The following is a 12987-nucleotide window of genomic DNA, read 5'->3' as shown; positions in this document are numbered from 1 at the left end:
ATTTTATCTCTTGTATGTCCATGCTGACATATAAGAAAATTTAGGTGCCAGCATGGAAATCAAGGTTAATTATCTCGATAATCTTCGCCAAGAAGCGAAGTTCGATGATTTTACAGTCATTGCCGATCAACCGATTCGCTACAAAGGTGATGGCTCTGCACCCGGTCCATTTGACTACTTTTTAGCATCTTCTGCGCTTTGCGCGGCTTATTTTGTCAAAGTGTATTGTTTGGCACGTGACATTCCAACCGACAACATTCGTTTGTCACAAAACAACATTGTTGACCCTGAAAACCGCTATAAACAAATCTTCAAAATTCAAGTTGAGCTACCAGCGGATATTTCAGAAAAAGATCGCCAAGGTATTTTGCGCTCTATCGACCGTTGTACTGTTAAAAAAGTGATTCAAACAGGTCCTGAGTTTATTATTGAAGAAGTAGAAAGCATTGATGCCGATGCACAAGCCCTACTTATTCCAAGCCTTGCTTCTGAAACCAGCACCATCATTGCAGGTAAGGATCTGCCTTTAGAAGAAACCATTGCCAATATGTCAGGTATTTTGGCTGGTCTAGGCATGAAAATTGAGATTGCTTCTTGGCGTAACATTGTACCAAATGTGTGGTCTTTACATATTCGTGATGCTCAATCGCCAATGTGTTTTACCAACGGTAAAGGCTCAAGCAAAGAAAGTGCTTTAGCTTCTGCGCTGGGTGAGTTCATTGAACGTCTGAACTGTAACTTCTTCTATAACGACCAGTTCTGGGGTGAAGACATTGCCAATGCCGAGTTTGTGCATTATCCAGATGAAAAATGGTTCATGCCAGGTCCAAATGGTGAAATGCCTGAAGGTGTACTGGATGAGTACACCCTTGAAATTTATGACCCTGAAGAAGAACTGCTAGGTACGCATTTATACGACACCAACTCAGGGAAAACTGAGCGCGGTATTTGCGCTTTACCTTTTGTTCGCCAGTCTGATGCTGAGGTGGTTTACTTCCCATCAAACTTGATTGAAAACTTGTACCTTAGTAACGGCATGAGTGCAGGAAACACCTTAGCTGAGGCACAAGTACAGTGCTTATCTGAAATTTTTGAGCGTGCGGTAAAACGTGAAATTTTGGAAGGTGAACTGACCCTGCCAGATGTACCTCAAGAGGTTTTAGCGAAATATCCTAGCATTTTAGCGGGCATCCAAGGTTTAGAAGAGCAAGGTTTCCCTGTACTGGTGAAGGATGCTTCTCTAGGCGGTCAATACCCTGTGATGTGTGTGACGTTAATGAACCCACGTACAGGTGGTGTATTCGCCTCTTTCGGTGCACATCCAAGCTTTGAAGTTGCGCTTGAGCGTAGCTTAACTGAGCTACTTCAAGGTCGTAGCTTTGAAGGTCTGAACGACTTGCCTCGCCCAACATTTAGCTCAAATGCGGTCACTGAACCCAATAACTTTGTTGAACACTTCATTGACTCAAGTGGTGTGGTGTCATGGCGTTTCTTTAGTGCCAAATCGGACTATGACTTTGTCGAGTGGGACTTTACCAATCAAGGCAAAAACTCAAATGCAGATGAGGCTGATGAACTTTTCGGTATTTTGGAAAATATGGGCAAAGAAGTCTATATGGCGATTTACCAACATTTAGGCGCAACGGCGTGCCGTATCTTGGTGCCCGGTTACTCAGAAATTTACTTGGTTGAAGACTTGGTTTGGGACAACACCAACAAAGCACTGCTTTACCGTGAAGACATCCTCAACTTACACCGTTTAAACAACGAACAACTCGAAGCGCTGGTTGAACGTTTAGAAGAATGTGAGCTAGATGACTATACTGAAATCAAGACTTTGATCGGGATTGAGTTTGATGACAATACCGAATGGGGTCAATTGACTCTGCTTGAACTTAAACTACTCATCTATCTTGCATTAGAGCAGTTTGAGGAAGCGAAAGACTTGGTTGAAGCATTCTTACAATACAACACCAATACCGTTGAACGTGGTCTGTTCTACCAATGCATGAATGTGGTGCTCGAAGTAATGCTGGATGACGAAATGGAACTGGAAGAGTATGAAGCAAACTTCCGCCGTATGTTCGGTGATGAACGTATGGATGCGGTAATAGGCACAGTTGAAGGTCGTATTCGTTTCTATGGTTTAACAGAAACCAGTATGAAACTTGAAGGTTTGGACCGTCACTTACGTTTAATCGACAGTTATAAAAAGTTACACGCTGCACGTGCCAAGGCTGTTGGACTAAAACCTTAAAATAAAAAGAAACAACCCAAATACGTTTGGGTAGTTTCTCACTGCACTATCACGATGTCTTAAAGAGAATTAATCTAAAATATTTAAAATCGCCTCAACAGGGTTTTCACTATTACCTGCAAGTAACTGTTTATGCATGGTAATGTGCTGCATAGCCTGAATCTGTGCGGTTTCAATATTCATTAATTTTTCAATTTCAGCCGCCAATTTCTCAGGCGTTGCATCTTTTTGAATTAATTCTTGTATCACTTTCTTGCCTGCAATAATATTCGGCAATGAATAATATTGAATCTTGATCAAGAATTTCACCACATGATAGGTGAGCCAGTTCAACTTATAGAAGGTCACCATTGGTCGGTGTAACAGCATAGCTTCTAAAGTTGCTGTACCTGAAGCCAAAGCTACAATATTAGCGGCGTTCATAACTTGACGCCCAATCTTCGACTCGGTGCCTGAGTTTTCAAGCAAGTCAATTTGATCGACCAGTGCTTTTGGATACTGAATAAGCAAAGCTTCGATTTGTTGCTTACGTGCATCATTGATTGCTGGTATCACAAAGCGATAGTTTGGATATTTGGCGTAGAGCAATTTTGCAGCATCTAAAACCAGTGGACCGAGCTTTTCAATTTCACCACGTCGGCTTCCCGGCAATAAGGCAATATGCTTTTGGGTCAGATCTAAACCCAGTTCTTCTTTGGCTTGTAAAATTGGGTTTTCCAAAGGCAATTGGCTCGCCAAGGGGTGTCCTACAAACGCAGCAGGAACATCCCATTTTTTATAAAATGCTTTTTCAAACGGAAATAAACACAATACCAAATCAATTGAAGCTTTGATGCCATGAACCCGTCCCTGACGCCATGCCCAAACGGAAGGACTAACATACTGCACGGTTTTTATTGGCAGTTGTTTTTGCTTTAAACTTTTTGAAAGGCGCAAATTAAAATCTGGCGCATCAATCCCAATAAATACATCGACAGGATGGACGGTCCACTTCTCTACCAGTCCATCACGAACAGCAAAAAGCTTTTTAATGTCTTTAAGAACCTCAACCAGCCCCATGACCGACAAAATATCCATCGGATAATAGCTATTAAAACCCTCTGCAATCATTTGTGGGCCACCAATACCCTCAAATTCTGCATCAATTCCTTGCTCACGAAAACTGCGAATAAGTTTAGCACCTAAAGTATCACCTGATACTTCACCCACTACGATTCCAATTTTAAGTTTCCGAATTTGCAAAGCATTATTCCTTATTTTTCAACCCATGCATCATAACATAGCGTCTTTTAGATTGGCGTGGGTATGTTAAAGCAACAATGATAAAGTGCAGTCAACTTACATCAATGGCCTTCATAAACCCTTAACCACTTCATATCGCCTCAATCAAAGATTTCTTTTGATTTATTTTTTCAATTGTAAATATCTTGTAAAACTCACACACAAACAATAAACTTATTAATAATTATTCTCATTAGTATTTATAAATGTCCAATATCTCCTCTCGCGGTTTTAAGCTCTCTATCATTAGTTTAGCTATACTTAGCGCTCAGTATAGCTTTGCACAAGACGCTCAAAGCTTAGCAACAATTACTGTACAAGCCACTGGTGATCAAGCAACACAAAGCTCTGAACAGTCTAAATCCTATATTGTTCAACAATCCACTAGTGCAACTAAACTAAATATCCCACTCAAAGAAACACCTCAAACAGTCAATGTTGTGACACGTCAACAACTTGATGACTTCGCACTAAATAGTACACGTGAGGTTTTGCGTAATGTTCCTGGCGTCATTGTGAGTAATCAGGAAACTGATCGTACAACTTATCTTGCACGTGGTTTTGAAATTTCAAATGTGCTTGTAGACGGTGTTGGTTTTCCTCTAGAAAGTTATAACTATAATAATGACAACCCAGACAGTTTTTTGTTTGATCGAATTGAAGTGGTAAAAGGTGCAGATGCTTTAAATAATGGTGTAGGTGACCCCAGTGCAACCATTAATATGATCCGTAAACGCCCGACTCAAGACTTACAGGCTTCTTTTAATGCAAGCTATGGTTCTTGGAATACGCAACGTTATGAAGCTGATGTGTCATCTGCGCTAACCCAAGATGGTAAAATTCGTGGCCGTGTATTTGGTTATGAGCAAACGGGTGATAGTTATTTAGATAACTATGAACTTGAGAAAAATGGATTTGGTGCAATTATTGAAGCAAATCTCACTGACTCAACGTTATTTACTGCGGGTTATACCGAAACTAACAATAAATCGAATGGTAATAACTGGGGCGCAAACCCACTGATTAATACTGAAGGTGAGCAGTTAGATTATTCAAGAGACTATAACTACAGCCCTGATTGGACCTATTGGGATACCAATATCAAAAATTATTTTGCCGAGTTACAGCAAAAACTTGGTGGTGATTGGGTTGCAAAACTCTCTTATGATGAAAAGCATACAACACGGAATTCAAAACTCCTGTTTTTATCGGGTAACCCAAGTGCCGATGGCACTTCAGGGGTATACCTATGGCCTGGTATATATTTAGATGATAATAAAGCTCGCCAAGCCAATCTTAATTTTTCAGGGACTTATCCATTATTTGGACAACGGCATGAAGCCACTGTCGGATATTCATGGTCTGAAAACGACAGTAATGAATTAGGCTATAGTGGTAGTTATGCTAATCACCTCACTACGGACCTAACCAGCTGGACACCTCCTGAACCGACTTGGGATTTTTCTCAAACCAGTGGTGAAATGCATATGAAGCAAAAAAATCAAAGCTATTATGCGGCGACACGTCTGCATTTAAACGATGATTTAAGGCTGCTTTTAGGTGCAAACTATGTGCAAACTGAAAGCAAAGGCACAAGTTATGGCGCAGACACTATTTATGATGAAAATAAAGTTTTGCCTTATGCAGGCATCACTTATAATTTCACTCCTGAATATACAGGGTACATGAGTTATAGCTCAATTTTCCGCCCACAAACGACTAAAGCTGTAGATGGTGGTATTAATAAACCGATCGAAGGTGAAAGCTATGAGGTTGGTGTAAAAAGTTCGTGGCTAGATGATAAATTGACTGCAACAATGGCTATTTTCCGTACTGAAGAAAGTAACTATCCTTTACGTAATTCAGATGGCTTACCAACAACACGTAAAACTCAAGTCAGTGACTTACGTTCACAAGGTTATGAATTTGGTCTTGCAGGACAGCTCACAGATCATTTAAATCTCAGTTTTGGTTATACCCAATTAAGTTTGAAAGATTTAATTAATGGTGGTGACGCTCGTACCTTTAACCCTACTCAATCTTTTAATTTATTGACAACTTATCAAATCCCACAAATCCCTAAATTAAAATTAGGTTTAGGCATCCAGTGGCAAGATAAAACTTATTTAGATGTTCCTGAAACGACTAATGCTAGCGGCGTTGTGACTCAAAAATCAGGCATTATTCAGCAAGATGCTTATGCTTTAGTCAATGTGATGGCAAGCTATGAAGTGAATAAAAATATCACCTTACAAGCCAATGGCAATAACATCACTGATGAAAAATATTTATTTAATTTCCCAGATGCACAAGGTTTTTATGGTGCACCTGCCAACTATAGTGTTGCTGTAAAATTCAAATATTGATTCAATAGCGCCTTGTTTTCTGTTATTTAACAGCACAGAAACTGAGGCGCTTTTTTCTGGGTTAAATGGTTCGTCATGCATAAATTTCAATATCCCCTATCGATCTTATATCGTTTTTTGATCTCATTTGGCTTAGGCTATTTATGTACATCCATGTTATCAGAACTGCTTACCCTTAGTTTTTACCCTCACTTAGCTAAAGCAGAATCCATTTATTTGGCGGCTTTTCTATCTCTTATTTTCTTTATCATTTTTGTCATTTTGAGCTTTTGTGTTCAATCCCTGAAAAAGTTAAGCGCTTCAACTATTTCTCTTTCCCTTTGCTTTTTTCTATTGCTGAAGTTCGTAGGTTAAACCATGCAAAAATCTGTTCGCCAATCAATGGCATGGCTACACTCTTGGCTTGGACTAACACTGGGATGGTTATTATTTGCCATTTTTTTAACAGGTGCTGCGACCTATTATCGTCATGAAATAAATTTGTGGATGCAACCGCAATTTGCCACCATGCAGGTCAAACAAGATACTGCGATGAAGTCGGCATATCAATACTTACAAAAAAATGCTGCAGATGCACAAAGTTGGTATATCGGCGTAGCTAGTCCTAGTTCACCTGTTAATAAAATCTATTGGCAAAAGGCCGATGGTGGCTACGAAAATAAGACTTTGGATGCAAACACAAGTAAAGAAGTCACCTTGTCTGCAACCCAAGGCGGTGAATTTTTCTATGGCTTTCACTACCAGCTTTATGGTGTGCCCTATTTTATCGGTAGGCTATTAGTCACGATTGCTGCCTTCTTAATGTTGATCATCCTCATTTCAGGCATCATCACACACAAAAAGATATTCACCGAATTCTTTACCCTAAGAGCCTTCAAAGGGCAACGCTCGTATCTAGACTTTCACAATGTCACCTCTGTCATTGCTTTGCCCTTTTTCCTGACCATTACATTCACTGGTTTAGCCATTTTCTTTTATCTCATTCTCCCCAATGGCATGAAGAAACTTTATCCAGAGCAACCGTTCCAATATTTTGATGAAATTAGAAATATTAGTATCAGCTCTGAGGCTAAACCGACACCTGCTACGATGCGACCAATTGAATACTTCATACAACAATCTGAGCAGCGTTGGGGTAAAACAGAAATTGACAATATTACGGTCAAACACCCCAATACCAATATCGCTCAGGTGAACTTGGTTGAGTCAACTGACCGAAGCATCACGCGAAACCAAGCCCAACTCAGCTTTAACGGCGAATCTGGTGCCCTGCTCGGAGACACTCGAAATAATAGTGCAATTGCCACGCTCAATAATGGAGTCTATGGTTTACACATGGCACACTTTGCACAGCCCCTATTACGCTTTGCGTTATTTTTCTCAGGGCTTTTAGGCTGTGCCATGATTGCATCTGGGCTTTTACTCTGGAGCTTAAAACGTCAGCTACAAAATAAAAAACAAAGTTTCCACTTTGGACATTATGTGGTTAACCGCCTAAATACGACTGCCATCATTGGCTTGCCAATTGCCATGCTCAGTTATCTTTGTGCAAACCGTTTACTTCAGTTAGAAGCTGGTCACCCCAACTACGAAATTTACGCATTTTTCGGCACTTGGTTACTCAGTTTAGTCATTGCATTGTTCACTCCACAGCAACACCTCTGGAAAACTCAACTGAAAGTCTTCATTTTACTGGCTGTATCTTTGCCTATTTTCAACCTTTACTATTTAATCAGCCATCAATATGTGCATGACTTACATGAATATTGGTTATTTTTGCGAGTTGATCTTATGATCATCAGCCTTGCGATATTGGCTATTTTCTTACATCAAAAAATCCAGCCCATTCAACAAAAAGCTGTACAAAAAATTCAGAATAAATATGCCAACCCTACAGTTCAGGAGTCTAACTCATGATCTACCTGATTGCAGGACTTCTCATCACTTTCGCATGCTATGTGTTATTTCTGGTGAGCGATAAGCAGCGTCCAAAAACTCAAAAGTCACGTTGGGCCAAGTGTGCAGAACATTATCAAATCTGCCGATATTTAGCTTTTGCTGTGCTGGCTGTGGCATTATTTTTATTGATTCAATACACGGGTCGCGGTGTGGGAAGTGTCAGTTTATTTATATTTGCAACCCCGATACTTTTTATACTGATTCTGAGTATCAATGACTTAAAACCAAAAAAACTCAATTTAAATAATAACTTACACTTTAACTCACATGCCTTTATATTTGGTTCATGAGCCAAATATAAAGGTGTATATAAATATATGAACCAGAACCATTGCAACAGAATTTTAGAGCCTAATCAAAATCATTTAAGTTGAAGCATCGTGATTTTTTAGTTATAACACGCTCAATAATAAACACTTTTAAACCTCTTTTCACGGGACAAACATTACGTTCAGCTTTAGATTGGTTACAACAAGAAATCATCACCCCCTTTCAACAGCTCTGCAGTTGGTCGAAGCGTCATTTTGGCTGGACACTTTTTATTTCCCTCATTTTCAATTTGCTTGTATTTATTTGTTTCCCGAACAGCTGGATCCGCACTCAGATTCAGAGTAAAACCTTTGATGAATTCACCGTTGAAGTCGGTAAAGGACGAATCAGCGCGTTGAAATTTAAACAACAGCATCATTTATGGATCGCAAACTGCACATTGATGGGAGAACCTGTTCAAACACTATGTGACCAGTCATCACATCGTCACCAATTTACGGCAAAGCAGGTCGAGGTTTACTATTTAGAGCGTATTTTTTGGAATCTAAAAAACACCAAAAAGGAGGTGTTTATTCAACAGATCACATTAGTTGATCCACCTCAGCAGCAATTAGATATGACCTATGGCTCGACCGCAGCGAATTTTGAGCAATGGAAAAAGCATCAGCTAGCCCCTCTTTATGTTCTACGAACACTCATAAGTCTCAATCTATGGTGGTTGCTGACAATTGTAGGCTTAAAAATAAAAGCACGTATACAGCTCAAACAATAACTCCTATATCTCTTTTTAGAATAAGTAAATCAACAATCAAGACAACGACTTATATAAAAACGTCATAAGATATGCACGTTTTTTGATATTTTGGCATATAACAATGTTTGGTCCACTCGAATTTATTCTCGCAGGTGTTTTAGTCGGTTTTTGTGTGGGAATTACTGGTGTGGGTGGTGGTTCATTAATGACACCGATCCTCATTAGCCTGTTTAAAATCGAGCCTCACATTGCCATTGGTACAGACTTGCTCTATGCCGCAATTTCAAAATTTTGTGGTTCATTTGTACATGCCAAAAAACTAAATATTGTGTGGCCGATTGTGCTTTGGCTGGCAATTGGCAGTATTCCTGCTTCCTTTGCAACGCACTGGGTACTCGACAACTATTTGAGCCAATCTACCCACTATAAAGCCGTGCTCACCATGGTTTTAGGCTTCATGTTGACCATTACAGGTTTATCAATTGTCTTCCGTAATCAAATTGAAAAATTTTTCAACAAATTACGTAAAGATGAACTGCCAGACATGACTGAAGACTTAGAAAAAGTTCAGCTTCAAACCAGCAATAAACGTAAGTACATTGTGATGATGGGTGTGGTTCTTGGGGTCTTCGTGACACTGTCATCAGTTGGTGCAGGTGCTTTCGGAATCATGGCTTTGGTGATTATGTTCCCCAACCTACCGATGATTCGTATTATTGGTTCTGACGTTGTGCATGCGGTGTTACTTACGTTCGTTGCAGGTATGGGTCACATGACTTCAGGCAACGTGGACTTCCACCTCCTTATGTGGTTATTGGTGGGGTCTATTCCAGCAATTATTATTGGAACACTGATTAGTTCACGCCTTCCTGAAAAGATCATCCGTAAAGTGTTGGGTATTACTCTGTTTGCGCTGGGTGTCAACTTCATGTTAAATCCGATCAAAGCCAAACCTGTGAAACCTGCCGAAACTGCTCAAGTTGTTCAAATTTCAACAGTTAAGAATGCCTCAGTGTAGGCATTCTGATTTAAAATAAACCTAAGATTCATCACTTTTTTTTCAAAGATTCATTCGACTTTTTTATAACCTTTTATCAGCTAAACCGTGTTATATTCAGCTTATAAAGCAACTTAATACGATCGAACCAGTGACGGCAATGAATACTCTACAGTCAAACTCTATTACCCAAAACGACATCGATGACGTGAATTTACAAAGCATTCATCCGCTAGTTACCCCAGCGGAATTAAAAACTGAATTGCCTCTCACTGAGTCTGCATATCAAACTGTACTTCACGGTCGTGAAACGATTCGCAATATTTTAGATGGTAAAGACAAACGCATTTTTGTTGTGATTGGCCCATGTTCAATTCATGACCCAGTTGCTGCTCACGAATACGCAGACCGTTTAAAAGTTTTAAGCGATAAAATTAAAGACTCAATCTATATCGTAATGCGTGTTTATTTTGAAAAACCACGTACCACAGTGGGTTGGAAAGGTCTGATCAATGACCCTGACATGAATGACTCATTCAACATTGAAAAAGGTTTACGCATTGGTCGTAAACTTTTGGTTGAGTTAAATGAAAAAGGCTTGCCATGTGCGACTGAAGCACTCGATCCAAACTCACCACAGTACTACCAAGACTTAATCTCTTGGTCAGCGATTGGTGCACGTACCACTGAAAGCCAAACACACCGTGAAATGTCTTCAGGTTTATCTTCACCTGTAGGTTTCAAAAATGGTACAGACGGCGGTTTAACTGTTGCAACGAATGCAATGCAGTCTGTTAAACATGGACACCACTTCTTAGGCCTAAACAACCAAGGCCAAGTTTCTGTGATTCGTACTTCAGGTAACCCGTATGCACACGTGGTACTTCGTGGTGGTAACGGTAAGCCAAACTACGATGCTGGTTCTGTAGCAGAAGCAGAAGCAGCATTGGCTAAAGCGAAAGTCAGCACCAAAATCATGATTGACACCAGTCATGCAAACTCGAATAAAGACCCGTTCCTTCAACCGCTTGTTCTGAAAAATATTACCGAACAAATTATTGATGGAAATAAATCTATTATCGGCATTATGGTTGAAAGTCACCTTAAAGGTGGTCGTCAGGAAATTCCTGAAAACCTATGCGATCTTGAATACGGCAAGTCAGTAACCGATGGTTGTATTGACTGGGATACCACAGAAAAGGTATTACTAGAGATGCACGAAGCACTCAAAGACGTTTTACCGAACCGTTAAGTTTTTAAAACGCCATCTTCGGATGGCGTTTTTCATTCTAAGATTAAGAAATAATTATGAACGCTATTGAAACACACTTAAGCCAAACACTTAACTTTCAATTTATCCACGAGCATTTGTTTACTTCTGGACAACCGACTGCTGAGCAATTACAGCAAATTAAAGAGTATGGCGTAAACACAGTCATCAATCTTGCGCTCAGTAATAGCAATAACTATTTAGCGAATGAAGATCAAATCTGTTTAGAGCTCGGTTTAAACTATATACATGTGCCGATTTCATGGGATACACCCTCTGATGATCAATGCTTATTGGTCTTAGATATGATTGATCATTTGGTTCAAGAACAAACTATTTGGGTTCATTGTTCAGAAAATTATCGCGTCAGTAGTTTGATGTATTTATATCGTCAATATTATATGAATATTGATATGCCAACCGCACATGAGGCCATGCATCAAATTTGGGAACCAAATGACACATGGACAGGTTTGACGCATGCTGTTGCCTTACAACTTCAAGGTCGTAAAGCAACACAAGAATTAAAGCTAGCTATGATCAATCCTGATCATTTTGCGTGAGAAATCAGCACTGTCGCTGTAGATAAAATACCTTCCTGACGACCCGTAAAGCCCAGTTTTTCCGTGGTCGTTGCTTTGATGCTAATCTGCGTGATTTCAACATCGAGAACGTCTGCAATGCTTTGGCGCATCGCTAAATTATGCGGCGCCAACTTCGGACGTTCACATGCCACAGTAATATCGGCATTATTCAACTGATAACCACGATCTAAAATAAGCTGATAGACATGTTTGAGTAATACTCGACTGTCTGCTCCTTTAAAGCGAGGATCGGTATCGGGAAAATGCTGACCAATATCGCCTAAAGCCAACGCACCCAATAATGCATCTGTTAAAGCATGCAAAACCACATCACCATCTGAATGTGCTTTTAAGCCGTGTGTATGTGGAATTTGAATACCTGCCAGTGTGACAAATTCACCCTCTTCAAAAGCATGTACATCAAGTCCCTGTCCAATTCGAATATGTGCAACCATGCTCAGTTTCCTTTAAGAAATAAATGATTGAAATCTTGTATTCACGCTTTCTCTTTCGCTATAGTTACAAGCAGCGCAACATAGTGAAAGTATAAGCGATCATGCTGTTGAAAACCGACATAAAACTTATGAAAAAATTTAGTATTTTAGTGTGTCTAAGTTGTCTTTGTACCAGCTTTAGTTATGCTCAAGTCATTGACTGTGATGATCCGACTTCATCTAGCCTTAAAAAGATCTGTACTGATCAATTCAAGGACATTCGACAAAAATTAGACACGCAATCCATGACTGCTTTTTTAATCAGTGATGCGCCGCAGCGTTTATTGGTCGATACCCATCAGCTATGGCTAAGCCGCCTACAGCAGTGTAAATCCTTAGCATGCTATCAGCAGCAGATGGACTTTAGAATTGATGATCTGAACTTCTATACATCGTTGAATCAAAGTTTGACCCAACACTATTTAAAGTTTGAACATGGGGCCATTGCCAAACAAGCTGTGCACCTACAAGTGCATCAACTGTCTAAAGATAAAATTAAGATTGAAGGTGTTGCATATCGTAGTCCCAATAACCGCATAGAAACTCAAACTATTTCGTTTTTGGCCTATACCACACCAGACCAAAAGCAAAACATTACGGACAATGAAAATAACTGCCACTACCAGTTCAACTTTCAAAAAGCCATTCTTTCTGTAAAAAGTGAAAGTAAAGCATGTAGTCGTTTTGTCGGTGTGTACCGTGTTTATGACTAAGCTGGCAAACAGATCAAAATAATGGACATCGAGAGGCTAAAG

The 12987-nt window shown here is 39.7% G+C and carries 11 protein-coding genes; 9 read left to right on the top strand and 2 right to left on the bottom strand.

Features of this window, described 5'->3' with window-relative positions; genetic code table 11:
* Nucleotides 1–52 precede the first annotated feature (52 nt).
* On the top strand, nt 53–2257 hold the full coding sequence (locus AC4CU2_RS07875) for an OsmC domain/YcaO domain-containing protein (protein WP_490768584.1): 2205 nt from the start codon (nt 53–55) through the stop codon (nt 2255–2257).
* A gap of 69 nt (nt 2258–2326) precedes the next feature.
* On the opposite strand, the gene lpxB is transcribed toward AC4CU2_RS07875, so the two are convergent.
* On the bottom strand, nt 2327–3499 hold the full coding sequence (lpxB, locus tag AC4CU2_RS07870; protein ID WP_490768583.1) for a lipid-A-disaccharide synthase: 1173 nt from the start codon (nt 3497–3499) through the stop codon (nt 2327–2329).
* Nucleotides 3500–3744: 245 nt separating this feature from the next.
* On the opposite strand from lpxB, the gene AC4CU2_RS07865 reads away from it, so the two are divergent.
* The 7 genes from AC4CU2_RS07865 (at nt 3745) to AC4CU2_RS07835 (ending at nt 11717) form a co-directional block, all read left to right on the top strand.
* The gene (locus tag AC4CU2_RS07865; protein ID WP_490768582.1) at nt 3745–5904 is read left to right on the top strand and encodes a TonB-dependent siderophore receptor; all 2160 of its coding nucleotides are present in this window, start codon (nt 3745–3747) and stop codon (nt 5902–5904) included.
* A 357-nt stretch (nt 5905–6261) separates the two neighbouring features.
* A complete protein-coding gene (locus AC4CU2_RS07860; protein ID WP_490768581.1) occupies nt 6262–7821 on the top strand; it encodes a PepSY-associated TM helix domain-containing protein in 1560 nt (519 codons plus the stop codon).
* The gene (locus tag AC4CU2_RS07855; protein ID WP_490768580.1) at nt 7818–8153 is read left to right on the top strand and encodes a hypothetical protein; all 336 of its coding nucleotides are present in this window, start codon (nt 7818–7820) and stop codon (nt 8151–8153) included. The genes AC4CU2_RS07860 and AC4CU2_RS07855 overlap by 4 nt, the downstream gene beginning before the upstream one ends.
* An 80-nt stretch (nt 8154–8233) precedes the next feature.
* On the top strand, nt 8234–8905 hold the full coding sequence (locus AC4CU2_RS07850; protein WP_490768579.1) for a hypothetical protein: 672 nt from the start codon (nt 8234–8236) through the stop codon (nt 8903–8905).
* Between the two features lie 103 nt (nt 8906–9008).
* The gene (locus AC4CU2_RS07845) at nt 9009–9905 is read left to right on the top strand and encodes a sulfite exporter TauE/SafE family protein (RefSeq protein WP_490768578.1); all 897 of its coding nucleotides are present in this window, start codon (nt 9009–9011) and stop codon (nt 9903–9905) included.
* A gap of 139 nt (nt 9906–10044) precedes the next feature.
* On the top strand, nt 10045–11136 hold the full coding sequence (locus tag AC4CU2_RS07840; RefSeq protein WP_010326598.1) for a 3-deoxy-7-phosphoheptulonate synthase: 1092 nt from the start codon (nt 10045–10047) through the stop codon (nt 11134–11136).
* A gap of 56 nt (nt 11137–11192) precedes the next feature.
* Entirely contained in the window at nt 11193–11717 is a 525-nt protein-coding gene (locus tag AC4CU2_RS07835) for a protein tyrosine phosphatase family protein (protein WP_004693352.1), read from the top strand.
* Here the strand turns inward: AC4CU2_RS07835 and ispF are convergent.
* Nucleotides 11705–12193 (bottom strand): 2-C-methyl-D-erythritol 2,4-cyclodiphosphate synthase, encoded by a 489-nt coding sequence (gene ispF / locus AC4CU2_RS07830; RefSeq protein ID WP_004979990.1) that lies wholly within the window; start codon nt 12191–12193, stop codon nt 11705–11707. The two genes, AC4CU2_RS07835 and ispF, sit on opposite strands and share 13 nt — an antisense overlap.
* Before the next feature lie 101 nt (nt 12194–12294).
* On the opposite strand from ispF, the gene AC4CU2_RS07825 reads away from it, so the two are divergent.
* Complete coding sequence (locus AC4CU2_RS07825) at nt 12295–12945, top strand: A1S_1983 family putative colistin resistance protein (RefSeq protein ID WP_490768577.1); 651 nt, start codon at nt 12295–12297, stop codon at nt 12943–12945.
* Nucleotides 12946–12987: the final 42 nt, after the last annotated feature.

Source organism: Acinetobacter sp. 797_lipA (assembly GCF_058243025.1).
Note: the sequence above shows the minus strand (reverse complement) of the source record. Positions and strands in the feature narration are given on the sequence as shown.